Genomic DNA, 25,040 nt, shown 5'->3' on the forward strand with positions numbered 1-25,040 from the left:
CAATACCATGCCGCGCGCCGGCCCCGACCTGAGTCGGGCAGGGCGCGCCGACGCAACGAGGAATTCCCATGAGCAAACAATTCGACGTGCTGGTGATCGGCGCGGGCCCCGGCGGCTATATCGCCGCGATCCGCGCGGGCCAGCTTGGCCTGAACGTCGCCTGCTGCGAAGGCAATCCGTATGACGATCCGAAGGGCGAAGCCCGCCTCGGCGGCACCTGCCTGAACGTCGGCTGCATCCCGTCGAAGGCGATGCTGGCCTCGTCCGAAGAAGTCGAGAACGTGCAGCACCACCTGGCCGACCATGGCATCACCGTGGGCGACGTCAAGGTCGATATCGCCAAGATGCTCAAGCGCAAGGACGATATCGTCGGCAAGATGACCAAGGGCATCGAGTTCCTGTTCCGCAAGAACAAGGTCACGCTGTTCAAGGGCTTCGGCAAGTTCGTCGGCAAGAATGCCGACGGCTTCCAGGTCGAGATCGCCGGCAAGGCCGGCACCGAGACCATCACCGCGAAGCAGGTGATCATCGCCACCGGTTCCAAGGCCCGCCATCTGCCCGGCATTCCGGTCGACAACAAGCTGGTCAACGATAACGAAGGCGCGCTGAAGTTCGCCGAAGTGCCGAAGAGGCTGGGCGTGATCGGCGCCGGCGTGATCGGCCTGGAGCTGGGCTCGGTGTGGCGCCGTCTCGGTGCCGACGTGACGGTGCTGGAGGCGCTGCCGTCGTTCCTGGGCGCCGCCGACGAAGGCGTCGCCAAGGAAGCGCAGAAGCTGCTGACCAAGCAGGGCCTGAAGTTCAGCCTGGGCGTCAAGGTCAATGAGGTGAAGACCGGCGACAACAACGTCACCGTCAGCTATACCGACAAGGACGGCAACGCGCAGACGCTGGAAGTCGATCGCCTGATCGTGTCGGTCGGCCGCGTGCCGAACACCGACAACCTGGGTCTGGACGCCGTCGGTCTGGGTACCGACGAGCGCGGCTTCATTCCGGTCGACGACCACTGCGCGACCTCGGTGCCGGGCCTGTGGGCGATCGGCGACGTGGTGCGCGGCCCGATGCTGGCGCACAAGGCCGAGGACGAAGGCGTGGCCGTGGCCGAGCGCATCGCCGGCCAGAAGCCGCACATCGACTACAACTGCATTCCGTGGGTGATCTACACCTACCCGGAAATCGCCTGGGTCGGCAAGACCGAGCAGCAGCTCAAGGCCGAGGGCCGCGAGTACAAGTCGGGCCAGTTCCCGTTCGTGGCCAACGGCCGCGCGCTGGGCATGGGCGCCTCGGACGGCTTCGTCAAGATGCTGGCCGATGCGAAGACCGACGAGATCCTGGGCGTGCACGTGGTCGCGGCCAATGCTTCGGACCTGATCGCCGAAGCCGTGGTGGCGATGGAGTTCAAGGCCGCCAGCGAGGATATCGGCCGCGTGTGCCATCCGCACCCGTCGATGTCCGAGGTGATGCGCGAAGCCGCGCTCGCGGTGGACAAGCGTCAGCTCAATATGTAAGGCGCAGGCACGGCTTGCGACGCGCAGCCGTGCTCCCTCTCCCGCTTGCGGGAGAGGGTTGGGGAGAGGGCAGGTGCGCTTGCAAGAGCGCTGCCGGTCGATCGGCCGCTGCTTTCTCTCTCCCCCGGCCCCTCTCCCGCAAGCGGGAGAGGGGAGTATCGCGGTGCCATCCCGCTCGCCTGGACCAGGCGCTGCCGCACACTTTCCTTCCCCCGATGAACGTCACCGAGTACTACCACCACGAACTGCAGCAGCGCGGCTATCGGTCCGACGAGGCGCAGTTGCGCGCGGTGGCGCGGCTGCAGCAGTGCTACGACGAATGGGTCGCCTACAAGCAGCGGCGCAACAATGCGCTGAAGAAGCTGCTGATCCGGCCGGAGGTGCCCAGGGGCGTCTATCTGTGGGGCGGGGTCGGGCGCGGCAAGTCCTTTCTGATGGACAGCTTCTACCACTGCGTGCCGGTGGTCAGGAAGACCCGTCTGCATTTCCACGAGTTCATGCGCGAGGTGCATCGCCAGCTCGAGGAACTGCGCGGCCGGCCCGATCCGCTGGACGAGCTGGCCAAACGGATCGCCCGCAAGTACCGGCTGATCTGTTTCGATGAATTCCATGTCAGCGATGTCGCCGACGCGATGATCCTGCATCGCCTGCTCGAGCAGATGTTCGAGAACGGCGTGCAGTTCGTGATGACGTCGAACTACCGCCCGGATCTGCTGTATCCGGACGGGCTGCATCGCGACCGCATCCTGCCCGCGATCGCGCTGCTCGAGCGCAAGCTCGACGTGCTGAACGTCGATGCCGGCATCGATTACCGCAAGCGCACGCTGGAGCAGGTGCAGGCCTACTACACGCCGCTGGACGCCAAGGCCAGCGCGGCGCTGCGGGATGCCTTTGCCGCGCTGGCCGGCATCGCCGACGAATCGCCGATCCTGCATATCGAGAAGCGCGAACTGCATGCGCTGCGCAAGGCCAACGGCGTGGTCTGGTTCGACTTCGCCACGCTGTGCGGCGGCCCCCGTTCGCAGAACGACTATCTGGAGCTCGCCGAGCGCTTCCACACCGTGATCCTGTCGGACGTGCCGAAGATGACGCCGCGGATGTCGTCGGAAGCGCGCCGCTTCACCTGGCTGGTCGACGTGTTCTACGACCACAAGGTCAAGCTGCTGATGTCGGCCGAGGTGCCGCCCGACGAACTCTATGTCGAAGGCCAGATGGCCAACGAATTCCATCGCACGGTCTCGCGCATCATCGAGATGCAATCGCGCGAATATCTGGAAGCGCCGCGGCGCACCGGCGCCACCGAGCTGGCCTGAGCGTCCCGAGCCGCCTGGACGGCGGCGCGCCGCATGGCGGTGCAGGGCGTACCGATTGCGTGCGTCTTGACCGGGATCAATTCGCCGCGCCGGCGCGGTCCCTAGAATCGATCGGACATCCAGGAATACGATGCCGATCGCCTTCGCCCCTTCCTCTCCCGCCGACCCTTGCGCGCCCGCGCGGCACACCACCGCCACCGCCACCGCCACCGTAGCGGAGGCTGCCGTCTGCTTCCATTGCGCTCTGCCGGCGTCGGCCACGGAGACGCTGCGCGCGGCGGTCGGCGGCGTGGAGCGCCGCTTCTGCTGCGCCGGCTGCCTGGCGCTGGCGCAGGCGCTGGATCGGGCGGGCTTTGCCCATCTCTATGCCGGCGAATTCCGCTTCGGCCGGCCGCTCGACGACGCGGCACGCGCGCGGCTCGAGCCGGTCTGGCAGGCCTACGACACCGAGGAACTGCGCGCGCGCTTCGTGCGCCGGCTGGACGGCGCGAGGGCGCAAGGGCCCGAGGAACGATCCGAGGAGCGCTTCGAAATCACGCTGGCCCCCGAGAACATCCGCTGCGCCGCCTGTACCTGGCTGATCGAGCAGAAGCTGGCGCAGCTGCCGGGGGTCGAATCCGCGGTCGCCAATCTGGCCACGCGCCGCGTGCTGGTGCGCTGGCGCGGCAACGCGTTGACCGTCGCCGGCCTGCTGGGCGCGCTTGCCGATATCGGCTACACCGCGTGGCCGTTCGAATTTTCCGCCGCGGACCGGCAGGACAGCGTGGCGCGGCGCGGCCTGCTGATGCGGCTGGCGGTAGCCATGCTCGGCATGATGCAGGTGATGATGTACGCGTGGCCGGTCTACATGCACGAAGGTTCGATCGCCACCGCGCATCTGCGGCTGCTGCAATGGGCGAGCCTCGCGCTGACGCTGCCGGTGATCGTCTACAGCGCGGCACCGATCTTTGCGGGCGCGTGGCGCAGCCTGCGCCGGGGCCATGTCGGCATGGACGTGCCGGTCGCGCTGGGGCTGGCCGCGGCCTTCGGCGCCAGTCTGCTTGCCACCGTGCGCGGCACCGGCGAGGTCTACTACGACTCGGTCACCATGTTCGTCGCCTTGCTGCTGCTGGCGCGCTATCTCGAATTGCGCGTGCGGCAGGCCTCGCGCAGCGGTGCCGAGACGCTGGCGCGCCAGTTGCCGGCCACCTGCGAACGGCTGTTGCCCGACGGCACGCCCCGCCGCGTGCCTGTCGCGCGCCTGATGCCGGGCGACCGTGTGCGCGTGCGCGCCGGCGAGATCGTGCCGGCCGATGGCGAGATCCTGGAAGGCCGCAGCGATCTCGACGAATCGATGCTGAGCGGCGAGAGCCGGCCGGTGCCGCGCGGACCCGGGCAGCCGGTGCTGGCCGGCTGCTACAACGCCAGTAGTCCGCTGGTCATCGAAGTGCGCCAGGTCGGGGCCGGCACGCGTCTGGCGGAAATCGTCGCACTGCTGGAACGCGCGCTGGCCGACAAGCCGCGGCTTGCGGTGGTCGCCGACCGCGTGGCCGCGTGGTTCGTGGCGGCGCTGCTGGTCATTGCCGCAGCCGTGGGCCTGCTCTGGTGGTTGGTCGCGCCGGAGGGCGCGCTGATGGTCACCGTCGCGGTGCTGGTGGTCAGCTGCCCTTGCGCGCTGTCGCTGGCGACGCCTGCGGCGCTGGCGGCCGCCGGGGCGGCGCTGTCGCGGCGCGGCATGCTGCTGACGCGCGGCCATGCGCTCGAGACGCTGGCCGGGGTCACCGATGTCGTGCTCGACAAGACCGGCACGCTGACCGAAGGGCGATTTGCCGTTGCCAACGTGATCGCGCTCGGCGATCTGGCGCAGGCCGATTGCCTGACGCTGGCCGGCGCGCTGTGCCGCAGCGGCGAGCATCCGGTGGCGCGGGCGCTGGTGGCCGCAGCCGACCGCGCAGCGCAGCCGTCCGCCGCGGGCGGCGAGGGCATCGCCGGCATGGATGTCGCGCAACGACTGAGCGGCTTGCGCAATCGTCCGGGGCAGGGCGTGGAAGCGATGCTGGACGGCCGGCCGATCCGGGTGGGCCGGCGCGACTTCGTCGACACGCTGGCGCCGGCCGAGCGCGCCGTCGACGCCGCCGCCGCGCTCGAACTCTTGCGTGGCCATTTGCACGATGGCGCCTCGCCGGTGTGGTTGGGCGACGAGCGGGGTCCGCTGGCCGTGTTCGTGCTGTCCGATACCGAGCGTGCGCAGGCCGCCGATCTGCTGGCGCGTCTGCGCACGCTCGGCCTGCGTTGCCATCTGATATCGGGCGACAGCCAGCCGACGGTCCGCTGGTGGGCGCGGCATTTCGACATCGACGACGCGCAGGGGCGCGTCAGTCCCGAGGGCAAGCGCGACTACGTCGCCGCGCTGCAGCGCGACGGGGCGGTCGTGCTGGCGGTCGGCGATGGCATCAACGATGCGCCGGTGCTGGCACAGGCGCAGGTGTCGCTCGCTCTGGCGAGCGGCGCGCCGCTGGCGCAGGTCGGCGCCGATGCGGTGCTGACGCACGACGGCATCGCCGAGATCGCCGCCGCGCTGGCCATCGCCCGCCGTGCACGCGCGGTGATCCGGCAGAACCTCGGCTGGGCCTTTGCCTACAACCTGGTCGCGATTCCGCTGGCCGCGAGCGGCCACCTCACGGCGTGGATGGCGGGGCTCGGCATGTCGCTGTCGTCGCTGCTGGTGGTCGCCAATGCCTGGCGCTTGCTGCGCCTGCCGAAGGGGCGCTAGCGATGGAAACGCTGTGATGGAGACATTGTTCCTGCTGGTGCCGATGAGCCTCGCGCTGGCCGCGCTGATCGCCGGCGCATTGTGGTGGGCGCTGCGGGCCGGGCAATACGACGATCTCGAGCGGCCCGCACAGGCGATCCTGCTCGACAACGACCGTCCCGACGCCAACGCCAACGCCAACGCCAACGCACGCGCCGTGCCGCCGCCGCTTCGTGGCGAAACGCGCCACTGAGTTTCCGCGGGCGCCGTGCATCTGCATCGCCCTTGATCCGGATCAAGGGCGCATCGCCCGACCCCTTCTACATTGACGTCATCGATCGGTTTATCACGTCAATCTTGGGGGTCTGAATGGATGTCACCGCCGCCGGCCTGACCGGCACGGCCACGCCCGCGCATGCCGACACCTTCAACTATCACGTCGTGAGGCAATTCGCCATCATGACGGTGGTCTGGGGGATCGTCGGCATGGCAGTCGGGGTGCTGCTAGCCGCGCAGCTGATATGGCCTGAGCTCAATTTCGATACGCCGTGGCTGTCGTTCGGCCGCCTGCGTCCGCTGCATACCAATGCGGTGATCTTCGCCTTCGGCGGCAGCGCGCTGTTTGCCACCTCGTACTACGTGGTGCAGCGGACCTGCCAGGCGCGCCTGTTTGCCGCGCCGCTGGCGGCCTTCACCTTCTGGGGCTGGCAGATCGTGATCGTGGCCGCGGCCATCACGCTGCCGCTGGGCATCACCACGTCGAAGGAATACGCCGAGCTGGAATGGCCGATCGACCTGCTGATCGCGGCGGTATGGATCGCCTATGCGATCGTGTTCTTCGGCACCATCATCCGGCGCAAGACCCGCCATATCTACGTCGCCAACTGGTTCTTCGGCGCCTACATTCTGACGATCGCGATCCTGCATATCGTCAACAACATCGAGCTGCCGGCGTCGTTGTGGAAGTCGTATTCCGCGTACGCCGGCGTGCAGGATGCGATGGTGCAGTGGTGGTACGGCCATAACGCGGTCGGCTTCTTCCTGACCACCAGCTTCCTCGGCATGATGTACTACTTCATTCCGAAGCAGGCCGAGCGGCCGATCTATTCGTACCGGCTGTCGATCGTCCATTTCTGGGCGCTGAACTTCACCTACATGTGGGCCGGTCCCCACCATCTGCAATACACCGCGTTGCCCGACTGGGCGCAGTCGCTGGGCATGGTGTTCTCGCTGATCCTGCTGGCGCCGTCGTGGGGCGGCATGATCAACGGGATCATGACGATGTCGGGCGCCTGGCACAAGCTGCGTACCGATCCGATCCTGAAGTTCCTGGTGGTGGCGCTGTCCTTCTACGGCATGGCGACCTTCGAGGGCTCGATGATGTCGATCAAGACCGTCAACGCGCTGTCGCACTACACCGACTGGACCATCGGCCACGTGCATTCGGGCGCGCTGGGCTGGGTCGCGATGATCACGATCGGCTCGCTGTACTACCTGGTGCCGCGCCTGTTTGGACAGCAGAGGATGTATAGCGTGCGCGCGATCGAATGGCACTTCTGGATCGCGACCATCGGCGTGGTGCTCTATATCGCCTCGATGTGGATCGCCGGCGTGATGGAAGGACTGATGTGGCGCGCCACGCAGCCCGACGGCACGCTGACCTATGCCTTCGTCGAAGCGGTCAAGGCCAAGACCCCGTTCTACCTGATCCGTCTGCTGGGCGGCCTGTGCTTCCTCGCCGGCATGCTGGTGATGGCGTGGAACGTGGCGCGCACGATTGCAGGCCGCCGCGCCTTCGATGCGGTGATTCCGGCGGGCACTACCGTCGCGGCCGCCGCCGCGAGCGCCGCGACCGCCCCCGCCGCCTGAATGCCATCCGGATTCCATCATGTCCCAACAACGACGCTTCTTTTCGCACGAGACGCTGGAGAAGAACATCGGCTGGCTGATCGTCTGCACCATCGTGGTCGTCAGCATCGCCGGCTTCGTGCAGATCCTGCCGCTGTTCTTCCAGCATTCGACCACGCAGCCCGATCCGGGCATCGTCCCCTACTCGCCGCTGCGGCTGATGGGCCGCGACATCTATATCCGCGAGGGCTGCGTCGGCTGCCACTCGCAGCAGGTGCGCACGCTGCAGGCCGAGGTCGAGCGCTACGGGCCTTATTCGACCGCCGGCGAGTCGGTCTACGACCATCCGTTCCTGTGGGGCTCCAAGCGTACCGGTCCTGACCTGGCCCGCGTGGGCGGCCGCTACTCGGACGACTGGCAACGCATCCACCTGCGCAATCCGCGCGACGTCGTGCCGGAGTCGGTGATGCCTTCGTATCCGTGGCTGGCGAAGACCGCGCTGCCGACCGACGACATCCGCCAGCGCATGCGGACGCTGCGCGCGCTCGGCGTGCCCTACAGCGAGGCCGACATCGAGGCGGCGCCGGACGCGTTGAAGGGCAAGACCGAGGAGGATGCGCTGGTGGCCTATCTGCAGGGCCTTGGCACCAATCGCCGCACGCTGGCGCCGACCGCGGGGCAATGACCATGGCGACCTTGACCGCGTTTTCCACGCTGATCTTCCTCGTCGTCTTTATCGGCATCGTCTGCTGGGCGTGGTCCGGCGGGCGCCGCCATGCCAATCGGGAAGCCGCCTGGCTGCCGTTCGCATTGCCCGACGAGGCAGGCGGCGAGGTCCGCGAGGTCGGAGAAGAGGCTGGCAGAGAGGGCACTGGCGACAGCAGGGCGGTGCCGCGCGACGCCGCGCGGGCACACGCCATCGAGCAGGGACATTGACGTCATGAGCGACTTTATTTCGGATTTCTGGGGCTATTACATCGGTGCGATCGCGCTGGGCGGCATCGTCTGGTGCGTCTGGCTGCTGTTCTCGCAGACGCGCGTCGCCAAGGGCGCGGCCGCATCCGACGTGGCTCCGGCCGTCGATGCCGGCGCCCAGGCGCACGACACCGGCCACGTGTGGGACGACGATCTGCGCGAGCTGAACAACCCGCTGCCGCGCTGGTGGATGTGGATGTTCCTGCTGAGCTGCGTGTTCGCGCTCGGCTACCTGCTGCTGTATCCCGGCCTGGGCGCGTATCGCGGCATGCTCGGCTTCACCAGCCGGGGCGAGCTGGCAGAGCAGCGGCGGGCCGCGCTGCGCGGCCAGCAGGCGGTGTACGGCAAGTACATGGATCTGAAGATCGAACAGGTGGCGGCCGATCCCGAGGCGCGCGAGATCGGCCAGCGGCTGTTCCTGAACTACTGCGCGCAGTGCCATGGCTCGGACGCGCGCGGCAGCCGCGGCTTTCCCGATCTGACCGATCGCGACTGGCTCCACGGCGGCGATCCGGCCGTCATCATGCAGAGCATCGCCAAGGGCCGGCATGGCGTGATGCCGTCGTTCGCCGCTGTCATCGACGAGAAGGGGGCAGGCGATGTCGCGCAATACGTGCGTTCGCTGTCGGGCCTCGCCTTCAACCCGATTCGCGCGGCGCGCGGCGAGCCCGTCTTCAAGTCGACTTGCGTCGCCTGTCACGGCGGCACGGGGAAGGGCAATCAGGCACTCGGCGCGCCGAATCTGACCGACAAGGTATGGCTGCATGGCAGCAGCGAGGCTCAGATCGTCAAGGCGATCCTGCAGGGCCACGACAACCGGATGCCGGCGCACGAGGACATCCTGACGCCCGAGCGGATTCGCATGCTGACCGCCTACGTCTGGGGACTGTCTGCCGACAGCACCGCGATGCCGGCGGCGGGGCAGTGATGGACACCGCTTCCCGCAATCGGTTCGCGACCCGCCATCTGCGAGGACGGTCATGAACGCGCCCGGCATCGATCCGACCGAGGCCTCGCTGTACGAGGTCCGCCGCAAGATCTATCCGCGCGCGGTGACGGGCGCGTTCGCCCGCTGGCGCATTGCGATGCTGCTGGCGACGCAACTGGTGTTCTACGGCACGCCGTGGCTGCAGTGGAACGGCCGCCAGGCGGTGCTGTTCGACCTCGGCGCGCGCAAGTTCTATCTGTTCGGCCTGGTGCTGTGGCCGCAGGACGTGATCTATCTGGCCGTGCTGCTGGTGATCTCGGCGCTGTCGCTGTTCCTGTTCACCGCGATCGCGGGGCGGCTGTTCTGCGGCTATGCCTGCCCGCAAACGGTCTACACCGAGATCTTCCTGTGGATCGAGCGCAAGGTGGAGGGCGATCGCATCGCGCGCATTCGCCTCGACGGCGAGCGCTGGAGCCCGCGCAAGCTGCGCATCAAGGCCACCAAGCACCTGCTGTGGATCGCGCTCGCGCTGTGGACCGGCTTCACCTTCGTCGGCTACTTCTCGCCGATCGATGCGCTGGGCAGCACGGTGCTGAACCTGTCCACCGGGCCGTGGGAAACGTTCTGGATCGGCTTCTATGCGTTCGCCACCTGGGGCAACGCCGGCTTCATGCGCGAGCAGGTCTGCAAGTACATGTGCCCCTATGCGCGGTTCCAGAGCGTGATGATCGACAAGGACACCTATGTGGTGACCTACGACGCGCAGCGCGGCGAGCCGCGCGGCTCCCGTTCGCGCAAGGCCGATCCGAGGGCGATGGGCATCGGCGATTGCGTGGACTGCAGCATCTGCGTGCAGGTCTGCCCGACCGGCATCGATATCCGCGACGGCCTGCAGTACGAATGCATCGGCTGCGGGGCGTGCATCGATGCCTGCAATCAGGTCATGGACAAGATGCGCTATCCGCGCGGGCTGATCCGCTACACCTCCGAGAACGCGATGCGTCGTGCGCTGTCGGCCGCCACTGCGCGCCGCCGGATGATTCGCCCGCGCATCGTGCTGTATGCGGTGCTGTGGCTGGCGCTGGCCGGCGGCTTCGTCTGGTCGATGGCGGTGCGCACGCCGCTGAAGGTGGACATCCTGCGCGATCGGCAGGCGCTGGCGCGCGAGGTCGACGGGCGCTGGATCGAAAACGTCTACCGGCTGCAGTTGATCAACACGACAGAGCGCGAGATGGACGTCGCCATCGCCGCGCAGAGCCCGGACTTGCCGGGGCTGTCCGTCGAGTACGAAGACGGCGCCAGCCATCTCGCGCCAACCTCGAACCGGCTGCTGCCGCTGCGGCTGCGCGTGCCGCTGGAGCAGGCCGCGTCGGGCACCCATGTGGTCGATATCGTCGTCCATGGTGCCGTCGGCAGCGAGCCGGTGCAGGTGCGGCAGTCCACCCGCTTTATCGTTCCCGATCAACCGTAACCAGGCATCGACAACGAGGCATCGACATGTCCCAATGCAAACCGTGGTGGAAGGAACCGTGGCCGTGGCTGCTGATCAGTGGCCCCGCGATGGCGATGATGGGCTGCGCGGCGACGATCTGGGTCGCGATGCAGCACGCGGATCGGCCCATCGTCGATGGCGTGGTGCGTCAGGGGCTGGTAATCCGGCAGGCCGCGAAGGCAACGGCGGTGGTGCCGGCCGCGCGGGCCACGCACGCCGGCGCCAATCCGCAAGCGGCGGCACGGCCATGAAGGCGCGCTGGCTGATGTGGGTGCTGTGGCCCGCTTTCGTCGGCGCGGCGGTAGCGTTCGTGCTGGTGTTCTCGCTGATCGATCCGCGCGAGTTGCGGATCCTGGGGCAGCCGCTGGAACTGTCGCACGGTGCGGTCTATACGATCGGCTTCGCGGTCGCGTGGGCGGTGTGCGCGCTGTCCAGCGCGCTGACGCTGTGCATGCTGCCGGCCTCGATCCTGGCGCCGAGTTCGGCCCCGATGTCGGCGGCCGACGAACTGGAGTAGGGCGATGGACGACGCCACCGCCGTGCCGGCATCAGCAGGCCGTCCTGCCCAGCAGCTGGCGGATGCCGTCCATGTCGACCAGCTTCACATGGCGCTGGCGGATCTGGATCAGGCCCGCTTCGGCGAAGCGCGAGAACAGGCGGCTGACGGTCTCGAGCTTCAGGCCCAGATAGCTGCCGATTTCCTCGCGGCTCATCCGCAGCACGAACTCGGACGCCGAATAGCCGCGTGCCGCCAGGCGCTCGGACAGGCTGATCAGAAAGCCCGCCAGCCGCTCTTCGGCGCGCATCGAGCCCAGCGTGATCAGCATCATCTGATCCTGCGTGATTTCCTTGCTCATCAGCCGCATGAACTGGTGCTGCAGCGAAGGCAGCGAGGCCGACAGCGTCTGTATCTCGTCGTAGCGGACCACGCAGACCTCGGTGTCTTCCAGCGCGGTCGCGTCCGATGCATGCCGCATCTCGGTCAGGCCATCGAAGCCGACCACTTCGCCGGGCAGGTGAAAGCCGGTGATCTGCGCGCGGCCGTCCTCCATCGTCACGTGCGTCTTCAGCGTACCGAAACGGATCGCATAGACCGCGTCGAGCGGATCGCCAAGGCGATAGAGCGGTTCGCCCTTGCGCACGCGCACGCGTTCCTGCACCAGCGCGTCCATCTTTTCGACGTCCTGCGCCGACATGCCGATCGGCAGGCACAGCTGTCCCAGCGAGCAGGTGGAACAGCGGGTCGATTGGTCGTTCAGGGGAATGGCGTTCAGCAATTGGAATCCGCGCGAAGGGAAGGGGGTTGCCATCGACATCGCGATGGGCGCAAAGCGTGCGGGCATTCTACCGTGCACCCTCTGACCAGGGGAGCCTGAGATGGCGATCGGCGTACTGATCAGCGTGTTTCTGCTGGCACTGTTGGGCGGTGTCCACTGTGCGGCGATGTGCGGCGGCATCGCGCTGGTGCTCGAGGGCAGCGATGCGCGGCAGGCCGCGCCGGTGCCGCTGTACCGCAGACGCGCTGCGTGGGTCCGTGAACTGCTGGTCCTGCATGCCGGCCGCCTGAGTGCCTATGCCATGCTCGGTGCCTTGCTTGGCGCGGTGGGGACGGCCGCGTGGAAGGCGCAGTATCTGCCGCTGCAGCGCGCGCTGTTTGCAGCAGGCAGTGCGAGCCTGCTGCTCGCCGGCCTATGGACGCTCGGCGGCGCGCGGCTCGCGGGAAAGCTGCGGGGCGTCGAGGCGGCAGCCCGGCGGCTGGCGGCGACGTGGGCGCGCTGGGGCGGCAGGGTTCTCGTGCGGCAGGACACGGGCGCAGACCGACGGCTGCTGCGCCGCTATGCGGCCGGACTCGCGTGGGGATTGGTTCCCTGCGGCATGGTCTACGCCGCGCTCGCGCTGGCGCTGCTGGCCGGCAGCGCGCCGTCCGGCGCGCTGGTGATGCTGGCCTTCGGTCTCGGCACGCTGCCCAATCTGCTGATGCTGTCGAGCCTGTCGGCCGGCCTGCGCGTGCTGGCGCGGCGCCCGTGGGTTCGCCGCGGCATTGGCGCGGCGGTGGCCCTGTTCGGCGCGGCCGGTCTCGCGCGGGCCGCGATGCTGCCCGAAACGCTGGCCGCGCACGGCTTCTGCCTGACCCTTTGAGGGGCGCCTGCCGCCCCTCGTCCCACCCCGCGGTTGCAGGCCGGCGCGGGAATGCCATACAATCGCGGGAAGCCACGGCGACCGGGCCGCTTTCGCGCAGGTGTCGTGGTCGCCCGGTCGCGCTTGTTCCAGGCGTCTGTCAAGGCACTCATGGGTTTCCATACCCATCTCCCTCCCCGCACTGTCCGGCTAGAACATCCGGTGTCGACATCGGCCAAGAATACCGGCCAGCGGCGTGGCAGCGAGGGGCCCGACAGGCTGCACGCCAGGCCATGACCAAGTTGTCTCGCAATCCGGACAGTCGCGGCTGTCCGGGCGTGTCGGCCGCAACAGGGGAGACGGCGCGGCGCGCTGGTCCTTCCGCCGACCGAAATCGGGAGACGGGCGGACGATCTTCTGCCGGACCGGACCGGCAATCGATGCACCGATGAGAAGGCGCGCGGACCCGATGCGGCAAGCATCCCGGTCCGCTGCGCGATGAATGGCGGCAGGCGTCCCTGAAGCGGAACGCGCGCTGCTGAATCGACCAATCTCCAGCGCGTCCGGGTGTCACGGACGCAGATGCAAAGACAGGCCGCACACCACAACATGAATACCCAAGAGGCGAAAATCGTCCTCGAGACGGCGCTGATCTGCGCGCAGGAGCCGCTGCGCGTCGCCGATTTGCGCCGCTTGTTCGCCGACGACGTCGGCGCCGACACGATCCGCGTTCTGCTGGAAGAGTTGCGCAAGGACTGGGAGCCGCGCGGGGTCGAGCTGGTGGCGCTGGCGAGCGGCTGGCGCTTTCAGAGCCGTCCGGCGATGCGCGAATATCTGGACCGGCTCAATCCGGAAAAACCGCCGAAATACTCGCGTGCGGTGATGGAGACGCTGGCCATCATTGCCTATCGCCAGCCCGTCACGCGCGGCGATATCGAGGAAATCCGCGGGGTCACGGTCAGCACCGAAGTGATCAAGAAGCTGGAGGATCGCGGCTGGATCGAGGTGATCGGCCATCGCGACGTGCCCGGCAAGCCGGCGCTGTATGCGACCACCAAGACCTTCCTCGACGACCTCGGCCTGCGTACGCTGGACGAACTGCCGCCGCTGGAAGATCCACAGGCGCAGGTTCAGGAAGCGCTGCTGAAGCAGGGGGCGATCGACTTCGAAGAGGTCGCCACCGCGGCCGGCGTCGATGAGGAAGCCTTCGCGGCGGCACCGGAAGGTGTCGCGCATGCCGACGGCGTCGGTGCTGCTGCGGTCGCTGCTCCTGCGGTCGATGCGGCCGGCGTGGCGCCCGGGGCCGGCGTGGCGCCCGCGGATGCGGGTGCTGTCGACGAAACGAATGCGGTCGGCGTGACCGCCGACGCGGCCTCCGGCGACGCGCCGGTGCAGACCCACGATTCCGCCGAAGCCGCCGGATCCGCTGAACCTGCCGAGGCCGCTGAACCTGCGGAAGCTGCTGAACCTGCCGAAGCCGCCGAAGCCGCGGATATGCCCGCAGCGGCGGCCGCTGGCGATGCCACCGATGCTGACCACGCCGACGCTGCCGACGAGTCCGCCGACCAGGCCGACGCCGATGCGCCCCAACTGGATCCACGCGATGCCGACGAGCAAGGCGCGCGCGTTTCGAACTAACACCAGATGCAACAAGCGAGTGTGAATACTTTGTCCGACTCTATCGATCAAGACGTGCGCGACGCGGAGACGCCAGCCGAAGGCGCCGCGCCGCGCCGCAAGGGCCTGCGCCGCGGCCTGCGCAATCTGGTGGCCTCGCGCCGCCAGTCCGCGCAGGACCGCGACGCCAGCGAAGCCGTCGCCGGCGATGCCGGCGCGGCGGCGCAGCCCGAAGGCGGCGCCAGCGGCGCCACGGCGGCGCCCGCGCCAGGATCGCGAGGCGGACGCGGGCGGCGCGCCAAGCCGGCCGAGGGCGAGGCGCCGCGCGAGAATGCCGGCAAACGCCGCGGCCGCGGCAATGCCGGTCAGAATGCGGGCGCGAACGCCGGCCAGAACGGCGGGCAGAACGGCGGCCAGAACGGCGGCGCCCGGGCCGAGGGTGCACGGCCCGAAGGCGAAGCCGGCAACAACGGTCAACCGCGTCCGGCGGGCAAGCGCAAGGGCGGCAAGAACGCCGCACGTCCCGCCAAGGGCGCCGGCAAGTCCGCCGCGCCGACGGCCGACAAGGGCAGCGCCAGGCCGGCCGCGAAGGGCGACAAGAGCGCCGCGGCCGAGGATCTGTTCCGCTTTGTGATCTCGGGCCAGTACGACGCCGACGGCGGTGCCGCTGGCACGTCGCGCAAGGCCAAGCCGGTGCGCGAACTGTCCGCCGAGGACGATGCGCCGAAGCTGCACAAGGTGCTGGCCGAAGGCGGCCTCGGTTCGCGGCGCGAAATGGAAGAGTTGATTCTGCAGGGCCGGGTGTCCGTCAATGGCCTGCCTGCGCATATCGGGCAGCGCATCCTGCCGACCGACCAGGTCAGGGTCAACGGCAAGCTGATCCATCGCCGCGTGACCAGCAAGCCGCCGCGCGTGCTGCTGTATCACAAGCCGGCGGGGGAGATCGTCAGCCAGTCGGATCCGGAAGGCCGTCCGACCGTGTTCGACAGCCTGCCGCGCCTGAAGACCGCCAAATGGGTCGCCGTGGGCCGGCTGGACTTCAATACCGAGGGCCTGCTGATCTTCACCACGTCCGGCGATATCGCCAACCGCTTCATGCATCCGCGCTACGGCGTCGAGCGCGAATACGCGGTGCGCACGCTGGGCGAGCTGGCCGAGGCGGATCGCCAGCGCCTGCTGCATGGCATCCAGCTCGACGATGGTCAGGCCAACTTCCTGCGCATCGTCGACGGCGGCGGCGAAGGGGTCAACCACTGGTATCACGTGGCACTGACCGAGGGCCGCAACCGTGAAGTGCGCCGCATGTTCGAGGCGGTCGGTCTGACCGTGTCGCGGCTGATCCGTACCCGGTATGGCCAGTTCCTGCTGCCGCGCGGCCTCAAGCGAGGCCGCTGGCAGGAGCTCGAGCCCGAGGAGGTGCGTGCGCTGATGGCGGCGGTCGGGCTGAAGGCCCCGGCCAAGCAGGCCGGCGCCCCCAAGGGCGCGACCAAGGTCGGTGGCCGCAAGCAGCGCGAGCAGGCCGCGATCGAGGGCAAGCCGATGCCGACCGGCATGGACGGCCTGCCGCGCTTCAACAAGGAAGGCGGCCGAGGCGGCGCCAATCGCGGCCAGCCGGACCCGATGCAGACGTCGATGGGCTATATCACCTCGCCGACGTTGCTGACCTCGCACACCGGCAGGTTTGCGGCCGGCGTCAGCTTGCCGCCGCAGCCCGGCATGCGCGGCCCGGCCGGCGGTGGCCGCGCTGGCGGTGCGCGCGGGGGTGCCCGCGGCGCGCAGGGGCAGGGCGGCCAGGGCCAGGGGCGTCCGCAGCGACGCGGCGGCGAGCCCAACGGCAATGTGATTCCAAAGGCTGGCAAGCCCCCCGCGCCCCGGCGCGGGCGCCCTCGCGGCGGCAGCCGCTGAGGCAAGCGCGCGCCGGGCCGCGAGGCCGGACGGGGCGAAGGCTGGCACAAAGCGTGCCCCCTTCGCTCTGCTTTGCCTTTTGTGGCCCTAGCGCGTATAATGCGAGTCTATTCAAAAAGTCATCCTCCAAGGGGATGGGCGAATGATGGGCGTTCCGCCCATTTTTTTTTGGTTCGTCCGATCGTCCGAACACGCGGAAAATCGCGATGTGGGGCTCCGCCGGAGATGACGGCAGGCAGCCGGCCATTCGCCGCGGCCTTGCCCGGTAGTTTGATGGCCATTTTTCGGAACGACAGTGCATCTGGCAGATTTGATCGAAACCACACTGACCGGCATGGGGTATGAGCTGGTCGAACTTGAACGCGCCCCAGGCGGGTTGCTGCGCGTCTATATCGATCAGCCTGACACCGGCATTGCCATCGAGGATTGCGAGAAGGTCAGCCGCCAGCTGACCCACGTGCTGACCGTCGAGAACGTCGATTACGAACGGCTCGAGGTCTCCTCTCCGGGACTGGACCGTCCGCTGAAAAAACTGGCCGACTATGTTCGCTTTGCCGGCGAGGAGGCGCGCGTGACGCTGCGCCTGCCGATCGACGGCCGCAAGAACTTCGTCGGCATCCTGCAGCCGCCCACGGGCGAGCCCGGCGCCGAGAAGATCGGCCTGGAATTCGAGGGCAAGGATGGCCCGGCGCTGCTGGAATTTACCGTATCCGATGTCGACAAGGCGCGCCTGGTGCCGGTTATCGACTTCAAAGGAAATCAGAGAAAAGGGAACAAGCAATGAGCCGCGAAGTTCTGTTGCTCGTCGATGCGCTTGCGCGCGAGAAGAACGTCGACAAGGATGTGGTATTCGGTGCGCTCGAAGCGGCTCTCGCTTCGGCCACCAAGAAGCGTTTCGAGGAAGACGTCGATATCCGTGTGCACATCGATCGGGAATCCGGCGAGCACGAGACTTTCCGCCGCTGGCTGGTGGTGCCCGACGAGCAGGGCCTGCAGGAGCCGGACAAGCAGATCCTGCTGTTTGAAGCCCGCGAGCAGGACCCCAATATGGAACTCGGCGATTTCGTCGAGGAGCAGATCGAATCGGTCGAATTCGGCCGCATCGGCGCGCAGGCCGCCAAGCAGGTGATCCTGCAGAAGATCCGCGACGCCGAGCGCGAGCAGATCCTGAACGATTACCTGGAACGCGGCGAGAAGATCATGACCGGCACGGTCAAGCGCGCCGACAAGAAGGGCCTGATCGTGGAGTCCGGCCGCGTCGAGGCGTTGCTGGCACGCGACCAGATCATTCCGAAGGAAAATCTGCGTACCGGCGACCGCGTCCGAGCGTATATCCTGAATGTGGACCGCACCGCGCGTGGCCCGCAGATCGAGCTGTCGCGCACCTCGCCGCAGTTCCTGATCAAGCTCTTCGAGAACGAAGTGCCGGAGATGGAACAAGGCCTGCTGGAGATCAAGGCGGCCGCCCGCGACCCGGGCGTGCGCGCCAAGATCGCGGTGGTGGCGCACGACAAGCGCATCGATCCGATCGGCACCTGCGTCGGCGTGCGCGGTACCCGCGTCACCGCGGTGCGCAACGAGATCGGCGGTGAAGCGGTCGACATCGTGCTGTGGTCGGAAGATCCGGCGCAGTTCGTGATCGGCGCGCTGGCGCCGGCTCAGGTGCAGTCGATCGTCGTCGATGAAGAGAAGCACAGCATGGACGTCGTGGTCGACGAGGAAAACCTCGCCGTCGCGATCGGCCGCAGCGGACAGAACGTGCGCCTGGCGTCCGAGCTGACCGGCTGGCAGATCAACATCATGACGCAGGAAGAATCGGCACAGAAGCAGGCCGAGGAAAGCGAAGTGGTGCGGCGCCTGTTCATGTCCAAGCTGGACGTGGATCAGGAAGTGGCCGACATCCTGATCGAGGAAGGCTTCTCCTCGCTCGAGGAAGTCGCCTACGTGCCGATCAGCGAGATGATGGAAATCGAGGCCTTCGACGAGGACACCGTCAACGAGCTGCGCAATCGCGCCCGCGATGCGCTGCTGACGATGGAGCTGGCTCGCGAAGAGAAGGTCGAGGCGGTGTCGCAGGATCTGCGCTCGCTCGACGGCCTGACGCCGGAGCTGATCGGCAAGCTCGCCGAGGGCGATATCCACACGCGTGACGACCTTGCCGAACTGGCGGTCGACGAACTGGTCGAGATGACCGGGGTCAGCGAAGAAGAAGCCAAAGCGCTGATCATGAAAGCACGGGAACACTGGTTCAACTGAGGGACACGTTCGCATAGAGCGCGCTTTCCGCACAAGACTGTCCCGACGTAGAAACCGAGCATTGAAAGGGTTTGAATGGCAAGCACAACAGTTGCCCAACTGGCCGCAGAACTGAGTCGCAGCGCAGCTGCCCTGCTGGAACAATTGCAGGCAGCTGGGGTGGGCAAGTCCAAGCCTGAGGACGTGATCACCGAGACCGACAAGGCCAGGTTGCTGGACTACCTGAAGCGTTCGCACGGTCAGGCAGACGACGGCTCGCGCAAGAAGATCACGCTGACCAAGCGCGAAACCTCGGAGATCCGCCAGGCGGATGCAACCGGGAAGACGCGCACGGTGCAGGTCGAGGTCCGCAAGAAGCGCGTGCTCATCAAGCGCGACGAGACGCCCGCCGATGGCGCGGCCGACGGCCAGGAAGTGTCCGAGCCGGTGGTCGACCAGGCCGAGCTGGCACGCCGCGCCGAAGAGGAGCGCCGCCAGGCCGAATTGCTGGCGCGCCAGGAAGCCGAGCTGAAGGCCCGCCAGGAAGCGGCCGAACGCGAGGAAGCCGAGCGCCGCGCACGCCAGGAAGCGCTGGAGGCGGAAGAGCGCCGCCAGGCCGAGCTGGCCGCCCGGAAGGCCGAGGAAGAGGCCGCGGCGACGCGTGCCGCGAGCGAGGCCAACGAGGATTCGGATCGCAAGAAGGCCGAAGACGACAAGACGCGTCTGGCGGCCGAGCGTGCTGCCGCGCAGAAGGCCGCCGACGATGCCAAGGCCGCCGCCGACAAGGTGCGCGCCGAGCAGGACGCGGCCCGCAAGCGCCGCGAGGCCGCCGAGGCCGAGGCCCGCGCGATCCAGCAGATGCTCAATGCGCCGGCGCGCGTGCTGAAGGCACCGTCCGAGCGCAAGGCCGAGGAAAAGAAGGCCGAGCAGAGCGGCACGCTGCACAAGCCGGTCAAGCCGGCCGGCACGGTCGAGGCCAAGAAGGACGAGAAGAAGCCCGCGGTGGCTACCACGACGGTCGACAAGAAGACCGGCAAGGTGGTCAAGGGCTCGTCGACCTGGCAGGACGAGGGTGCGCGCAAGAAGGGCGGTGGCCTGAAGACCCGCGGCGATTCGTCGGGCGGTGTCGGCGGCTGGCGCGGTGGCCCGCGCGGCCGTGGCGGCAAGCATCAGCAGGACGACCGCAGCGGCTTCCAGGCCCCGATGGAGCCGGTGGTGCGCGAGGTCCATGTGCCCGAGACCATCTCGGTCGCGGACCTGGCTCACAAGATGGCCGTCAAGGCTTCCGAGGTCATCAAGCAGATGATGAAGCTCGGCCAGATGGTGACCATCAACCAGGTGCTGGACCAGGAGACCGCGATGATCGTGGTCGAGGAAATGGGCCACAAGGCGCTGGCGGCCAAGCTGGACGATCCGGAAGCGCTGCTGATCGAAGGCGGCGAGGAGCAGTCGGACGCCGAGCAGCTGCCGCGTCCGCCGGTGGTCACCGTGATGGGTCACGTCGACCACGGCAAGACCTCGCTGCTGGACTACATCCGCCGCACCAAGGTCGCGGCGGGCGAAGCGGGCGGCATTACGCAGCATATCGGTGCCTACCATGTGGAAACCGATCGCGGCGTGATCACCTTCCTCGATACGCCGGGCCACGAGGCCTTCACGGCGATGCGTGCGCGCGGTGCCAAGGCGACCGATATCGTGATCCTGGTGGTGGCCGCCGATGACGGCGTGATGCCGCAGACCAAGGAGGCGATCGCCCACGCCAAGGCGGCCGGTGTGCCGATCGTGGTGGCGATCAACAAGATGGACAAGCCCGAGGCCAATCCGGACCGCGTCAAGCAGGAACTGGTGGCCGAGCAGGTCCTGCCGGAAGAGTACGGCGGCGATTCGCCGTTCGTGCCGGTGTCGGCCAAGACCGGCGCAGGCGTCGAAGAGCTGCTGGAACAGGTGTCGCTGCAGGCCGAAATCCTGGAGCTGAAGGCACCGGTCGACGCGCCGGCCAAGGGCCTGGTCGTCGAAGCGCAGCTGGACAAGGGCAAGGGCCCGGTGGCGACGGTGCTGGTCAGCAGCGGCACGCTCAAGCGGGGCGATGTCGTGCTGGCGGGCAGCGCCTACGGCCGCGTCCGTGCGATGCTGGACGAGAACGGCAAGCCGACCAAGGAAGCAGGTCCGTCGATTCCGGTCGAGATCCAGGGCCTGTCCGAAGTGCCGGCTGCCGGCGAGGAAGTGCTGGTGCTGCCCGACGAGCGCAAGGCGCGCGAAATCGCGCTGTTCCGTCAGGGCAAGTTCCGCGACGTCAAGCTGGCCAAGCAGCAGGCGGCCAAGCTCGAGACCATGCTGGAGCAGATGGCTGAAGGCGAAGTGCAGACGCTGCCGTTGATCGTCAAGGCCGACGTGCAGGGTTCGCAGGAAGCGCTGGTGCAGTCGCTGCAGAAGCTGTCGACCGACGAAGTGCGCGTGCAGATCGTGCACGGCGCGGTGGGCGGCATCACCGAGTCCGACGTCAACCTGGCCACGGCATCGAAGGCGGTCATCATCGGCTTCAACGTGCGTGCCGACGCCGGTGCGCGCAAGCTGGCCGAGAACAACGGCATCGACATCCGCTACTACAACATCATTTACGATGCGGTAGACGAGATCAAGGCGGCCATGTCGGGCATGCTGGCGCCGGAGAAGCGCGAAGTGACGATCGGCCAGGTCGAGGTGCGCCAGGTGTTCCGCGTGCCGAAGATCGGCGCGGTGGCCGGCTGTATGGTCACCGACGGTTTGGTCAAGCGTGGCGCCTTCGTGCGCGTGCTGCGCAACAACGTCGTGGTGTTCTCGGGCGAACTCGATTCGCTCAAGCGCTTCAAGGACGATGTCAAGGAAGTCAAGCAGGGCTTCGAGTGCGGTCTGTCGATCAAGAACTTCAACGACGTTCAGGAAGGCGACCAGCTCGAAGTGTATGAAATCACCGAGGTCGCGCGCACGCTGTAAGGCGGCGCGCCGCGGCGGCGGACCTTCACCGGTCCGCCGCCGCCGGCCCATCCACGCCGTCGGAACCATCGCCTTCGCTGGCGACCCCGCTGGCAAAGTCGTATCGCATGGCCAAAAAAGGCAATATCTCCTCCCGTAACCTGCGCCTGTCCGATCAGATCCAGAAGGATCTGGCCGAGATGATCCAGCGCGAACTGCGCGACCCGCGGCTCGGCCTGGTGACGCTGCAGTCGGTCGCGCTGACGCCCGACTACGCGCATGCCAAGGTTCACTTCACGGTGCTGGGCGCCGAACCGGCCGACGCCGAGGCGATCCTCAACGAGAAGGCCGGCTACCTGCATTCGCTGCTGTTCAAGCGGCTGCATATTCATACCGTGCCGACGCTGCGCTTCGTGCACGATACCTCGGTCGAACATGCGATCGAGATGTCCAAGTTGATCGACCAGGCCAACGCCACGCGCGCCAAGGACGAGTAAGTCAGCGGCGCCGGCGCTTCCTGCGCCGTCGCCTTCCCCGAGCCACGCGGCCGGGTGGCATGCCGACATGGCAACTACTGCCGCCACCGCTGCCGACGCTCCCCTCGTTTCATTCCCCATGACCGAATCCAACGCTCCACGTCCGCCCCGGCTGCCGCGCCGCGACGTGCATGGCGTGCTGCTGCTCGACAAGCCGCTCGGGCTGTCGTCGAACGATGCGCTGATCCGCGCCAAGCGGCTGCTGCGCGCCAACAAGGCGGGCCATACCGGCACGCTGGATCCGCTGGCGACCGGGCTGCTGCCGCTGTGCTTCGGCGAGGCGACCAAGTTCTCACAGGACCTGCTCGACGCCGACAAGACCTACGAGGCGACGGTACGGCTGGGGCAGCGCACGTCGACCGGCGATGCGGAAGGCGAGGTAATCGCCGAGCGTCCGGTGCGCTGCGATGCCGCGGCGTTGAGCGAGGCGCTGGCGCGTTTCGTCGGCGCGATCGAGCAGGTGCCGCCGATGCATTCGGCGCTGAAGAAGGATGGCCGGCCGCTGTACGAATACGCGCGCGCGGGGCAGACCGTCGAGCGCGCGGCGCGCAGCGTAACGATCCACGAGATTGGCCTGCTGAGCTGCGAACTGCCCGACGCGCCGCTGTTCGCGATGCGCGTGACGTGCAGCAAGGGGACCTATATCCGGACGCTGGCCGAGGACATCGGCGAGGCGCTGGGCTGCGGCGCGCATCTGACCGCGCTGCGACGCACTGCGGTCGGCGATCTGACGCTGGACGGCGCGGTCACGCTGGAGCAGCTCGCCGAGCATGACGACGGCGCGCGTCCGGCCTTGCTGGCACCGGTGGATGCGCTGCTGCAGCGCTGCGTGCCGGTAACGCTCGATGCTTCCGCGACGCAGCGCTTCCTGCAGGGACAGCGCATCGCCGGGCGGGATTTGCCCGCGCAGGCATTCCACAGCATGGGATCGCGGGAAGACGCGCTGGCGCGCGTCTATGGCGGCGAGCCGCCGCGGCTGCTCGGCGTGGCCCGATGGCGCGAAGGCGCGCTGCGGCCGGAGCGGTTGGTGCGGCTGACTCCTGCCGACTGACGACCGACGGGGATTTCCCTCGCCCCAACCCTCTCCCGCAAGCGGGAGAGGGAGAACGTAGCAGGGGAGGAGAACACAGCGGGGATGGGCAGGACAAGCGCAGCGCTGTCTTTCGCCCGTCTCCCGCATGCGGGAGACGGGCGGGGAGAGGGCAAACGGCGGTCGCTATTCCGGCGAGCCACGCCGCCGTCAATGCGATCCCAACGCCCTCAATGCGCCCCCATCGCATCCGCCGACCCACCCCCGCTACCCTTCGGCCTGGTCAGCCAGACAAACACGATCAGCGCGAAGAACATCACCCCCGAGATCCAGAAGATATCGTTGGCCCCCAGCATCGACGCCTGCTGGGAGATGGTCCGCTCGATCACGCCGACCGCCTGCAGATGGCTCATGCCCTGCTGCATCAGATGCTCGACCTGGGCGTTGTAGATCGGGTTGTACGGATTGACCTGCTCGACCAGATGCGCGTGGTGCATGGCCGAGCGGTTCTCCCACACCGTGGTCGAGACCGAGGCCCCGATCGCGCCGAAGGTAATGCGTACGAAGTTCGACAGGCCCGAGGCCGCCGGAATCTTGTCGGGCGGCTGCCCCGACAGGATGATCGACGTCAGCGGGATGAAGAACATCGCCATCGCCGCGCCCTGGATCAGCGTCGGAATCATCAGCGTGGTGGTGTCCACGTCGATCGTGAACCGCGAGCGCATCAGGCTGACGATGCCGAAGGTGATGAAGGCCGCGGTGGCCACCCAGCGCGGATCCATCTTCGGCAGATTGCGGCCGATCACCGGGGACAGCAGGATCGCGAAGATGCCTACCGGCGCCATCACGATGCCGGCGTCGGTCGCGGTATAGCCGACGATGGTCTGCAGCCACAGCGGCAGGATCACCAGGTTGCCGAAAAACAGTCCGTAGGCGACCGAGATCGCCACCACGCCCGCGCTGAAGTTGCGGCCGTTGAACAGGCTGATATCGACGATCGGATGCTTCTCGTAGCGCTCCCATGCCAGGAAGAACAGGAAGCCGACCACCGCGACCACCGTCAGCGTGACGATCTCGGTCGAATGGAACCAGTCGAGCTCCTTGCCCTTGTCGAGCATCAGCTGCATCGACCCGACCCAGATCACCAGCAGCGCCAGCCCGATCGTATCGATCGGCAGCACGCGCTTCGGCGTCTCGCGGTCGCGATAGATGACCCAGGTCGCGTAGGCGGCCAGGATGCCGACCGGGATGTTGATGTAGAAGATCCACGGCCACGTCATGTTGTCCGAGATCCAGCCGCCGAGCAGCGGGCCCATGATCGGCGCGACCAGCGTGGTCATGCCCCATAGCGCCAGCGCCATCGTGCTCTTGTGCGGCGGATAGCTCGACAGCAGCAGCGATTGCGACAGCGGAATCATCGGCCCGGCCACCGCGCCCTGCAGGATCCGCGCGGCCAGCAGCACCTCCAGGTTCGGCGCCACGCCGCACAGCCACGACGACAGCACGAACAGCAGGATCGACGTGACGAACAGCCGCACCGCGCCGAAGCGCGTGGTCAGCCAGCCGGTCAGCGGCACCGAGATTGCGTTGGCGACCGCGAACGACGTGATGACCCAGGTGCCCTGGTTCGGCGACACGCCGAGGTCGCCGGAGATGGCGGGGATCGATACGTTGGCGATCGACGAGTCGAGCACGTTCATGAACGTGGCCAGCGACAGGGCGATCGTGCCGACGATCAGCTTGCCGCCCGACAGCGGCTGCTGGTGCGCGGGGCGCGCCGGAGCCGCAGGGGCCGCAGAGGCCGATCCGGGCGTGGGTTCGACGCCCTCGCGGGCGGTCAGGGTATCGGCCATGA

At 67.7% G+C, this 25,040-nt stretch carries 21 protein-coding genes; 19 read left to right on the forward strand and 2 right to left on the reverse strand.

The features are described 5' to 3' along the window. Positions 1 to 68 precede the first annotated feature (68 nt). The 11 genes from lpdA (at position 69) to HTY53_RS20670 (ending at position 11,309) form a co-directional block, all read left to right on the forward strand. Positions 69 to 1,505 (forward strand): dihydrolipoyl dehydrogenase, encoded by a 1,437-nt coding sequence (gene lpdA / locus HTY53_RS20620; RefSeq protein WP_174108432.1) that lies wholly within the window; start codon positions 69 to 71, stop codon positions 1,503 to 1,505. 215 nt (positions 1,506 to 1,720) lie between these two features. Then, entirely contained in the window at positions 1,721 to 2,818 is a 1,098-nt protein-coding gene (gene zapE / locus HTY53_RS20625) for a cell division protein ZapE (protein ID WP_174108433.1), read from the forward strand. Between the two features lie 130 nt (positions 2,819 to 2,948). Beyond that, a complete protein-coding gene (locus HTY53_RS20630; RefSeq protein ID WP_174108434.1) occupies positions 2,949 to 5,570 on the forward strand; it encodes a heavy metal translocating P-type ATPase in 2,622 nt (873 codons plus the stop codon). A 16-nt stretch (positions 5,571 to 5,586) separates the two neighbouring features. Continuing rightward, complete coding sequence (ccoS, locus tag HTY53_RS20635; protein WP_174108435.1) at positions 5,587 to 5,802, forward strand: cbb3-type cytochrome oxidase assembly protein CcoS; 216 nt, start codon at positions 5,587 to 5,589, stop codon at positions 5,800 to 5,802. A gap of 116 nt (positions 5,803 to 5,918) precedes the next feature. Continuing rightward, complete coding sequence (gene ccoN, locus HTY53_RS20640) at positions 5,919 to 7,418, forward strand: cytochrome-c oxidase, cbb3-type subunit I (RefSeq protein ID WP_174108436.1); 1,500 nt, start codon at positions 5,919 to 5,921, stop codon at positions 7,416 to 7,418. Between the two features lie 19 nt (positions 7,419 to 7,437). Then, entirely contained in the window at positions 7,438 to 8,082 is a 645-nt protein-coding gene (ccoO, locus tag HTY53_RS20645) for a cytochrome-c oxidase, cbb3-type subunit II (RefSeq protein WP_174108437.1), read from the forward strand. A 2-nt stretch (positions 8,083 to 8,084) separates the two neighbouring features. After that, positions 8,085 to 8,333: a cbb3-type cytochrome oxidase subunit 3 gene (locus HTY53_RS25150; protein WP_438820979.1), complete on the forward strand. Its 249-nt coding sequence runs from the start codon at positions 8,085 to 8,087 to the stop codon at positions 8,331 to 8,333. A 4-nt stretch (positions 8,334 to 8,337) separates the two neighbouring features. Beyond that, positions 8,338 to 9,300, forward strand: coding sequence for a cytochrome-c oxidase, cbb3-type subunit III (gene ccoP / locus HTY53_RS20655; RefSeq protein WP_174108438.1), 963 nt, complete (start codon positions 8,338 to 8,340; stop codon positions 9,298 to 9,300). Between the two features lie 52 nt (positions 9,301 to 9,352). Next, the gene (gene ccoG, locus HTY53_RS20660) at positions 9,353 to 10,771 is read left to right on the forward strand and encodes a cytochrome c oxidase accessory protein CcoG (protein WP_174108439.1); all 1,419 of its coding nucleotides are present in this window, start codon (positions 9,353 to 9,355) and stop codon (positions 10,769 to 10,771) included. 26 nt (positions 10,772 to 10,797) lie between these two features. Continuing rightward, a complete protein-coding gene (locus HTY53_RS20665) occupies positions 10,798 to 11,043 on the forward strand; it encodes a FixH family protein (protein ID WP_174108440.1) in 246 nt (81 codons plus the stop codon). After that, on the forward strand, positions 11,040 to 11,309 hold the full coding sequence (locus HTY53_RS20670; protein ID WP_174108441.1) for a hypothetical protein: 270 nt from the start codon (positions 11,040 to 11,042) through the stop codon (positions 11,307 to 11,309). The genes HTY53_RS20665 and HTY53_RS20670 overlap by 4 nt, the downstream gene beginning before the upstream one ends. 31 nt (positions 11,310 to 11,340) lie before the next feature. Here the strand turns inward: HTY53_RS20670 and fnr are convergent, their stop codons facing one another. After that, the gene (fnr, locus tag HTY53_RS20675; RefSeq protein ID WP_438820980.1) at positions 11,341 to 12,102 is read right to left on the reverse strand and encodes a fumarate/nitrate reduction transcriptional regulator Fnr; all 762 of its coding nucleotides are present in this window, start codon (positions 12,100 to 12,102) and stop codon (positions 11,341 to 11,343) included. A 67-nt stretch (positions 12,103 to 12,169) separates the two neighbouring features. On the opposite strand from fnr, the gene HTY53_RS20680 reads away from it, so the two are divergent. The 8 genes from HTY53_RS20680 to truB all read left to right on the forward strand — a co-directional run bounded on the left by HTY53_RS20680 (position 12,170) and on the right by truB (position 23,206). Beyond that, the gene (locus HTY53_RS20680) at positions 12,170 to 12,931 is read left to right on the forward strand and encodes a sulfite exporter TauE/SafE family protein (RefSeq protein WP_174108442.1); all 762 of its coding nucleotides are present in this window, start codon (positions 12,170 to 12,172) and stop codon (positions 12,929 to 12,931) included. Positions 12,932 to 13,519: 588 nt separating this feature from the next. Beyond that, positions 13,520 to 14,548, forward strand: a complete 1,029-nt coding sequence (gene scpB / locus HTY53_RS20685) for an SMC-Scp complex subunit ScpB (protein ID WP_174108443.1) — start codon at positions 13,520 to 13,522, stop codon at positions 14,546 to 14,548. Between the two features lie 6 nt (positions 14,549 to 14,554). Beyond that, positions 14,555 to 16,432: a 23S rRNA pseudouridine(2605) synthase RluB gene (rluB, locus tag HTY53_RS20690; protein WP_174108444.1), complete on the forward strand. Its 1,878-nt coding sequence runs from the start codon at positions 14,555 to 14,557 to the stop codon at positions 16,430 to 16,432. 295 nt (positions 16,433 to 16,727) lie between these two features. Continuing rightward, entirely contained in the window at positions 16,728 to 17,216 is a 489-nt protein-coding gene (rimP, locus tag HTY53_RS20695; protein WP_053822015.1) for a ribosome maturation factor RimP, read from the forward strand. Then, on the forward strand, positions 17,213 to 18,688 hold the full coding sequence (gene nusA / locus HTY53_RS20700) for a transcription termination factor NusA (RefSeq protein ID WP_174108445.1): 1,476 nt from the start codon (positions 17,213 to 17,215) through the stop codon (positions 18,686 to 18,688). The genes rimP and nusA overlap by 4 nt, the downstream gene beginning before the upstream one ends. 75 nt (positions 18,689 to 18,763) lie before the next feature. Further along, a complete protein-coding gene (gene infB, locus HTY53_RS20705; RefSeq protein WP_174108446.1) occupies positions 18,764 to 21,640 on the forward strand; it encodes a translation initiation factor IF-2 in 2,877 nt (958 codons plus the stop codon). Between the two features lie 107 nt (positions 21,641 to 21,747). Beyond that, positions 21,748 to 22,116, forward strand: coding sequence for a 30S ribosome-binding factor RbfA (rbfA, locus tag HTY53_RS20710; protein ID WP_149319110.1), 369 nt, complete (start codon positions 21,748 to 21,750; stop codon positions 22,114 to 22,116). A 118-nt stretch (positions 22,117 to 22,234) separates the two neighbouring features. Further along, entirely contained in the window at positions 22,235 to 23,206 is a 972-nt protein-coding gene (gene truB, locus HTY53_RS20715) for a tRNA pseudouridine(55) synthase TruB (protein ID WP_174108447.1), read from the forward strand. A gap of 209 nt (positions 23,207 to 23,415) precedes the next feature. Here truB and HTY53_RS20720 read toward each other — a convergent pair whose 3' ends face one another. Beyond that, on the reverse strand, positions 23,416 to 25,038 hold the full coding sequence (locus HTY53_RS20720; protein ID WP_254600048.1) for a DHA2 family efflux MFS transporter permease subunit: 1,623 nt from the start codon (positions 25,036 to 25,038) through the stop codon (positions 23,416 to 23,418). Positions 25,039 to 25,040 lie beyond the last annotated feature (2 nt).

It is taken from the genome of Cupriavidus gilardii (assembly GCF_013314895.1).
Classification (GTDB): domain Bacteria; phylum Pseudomonadota; class Gammaproteobacteria; order Burkholderiales; family Burkholderiaceae; genus Cupriavidus; species Cupriavidus gilardii_C.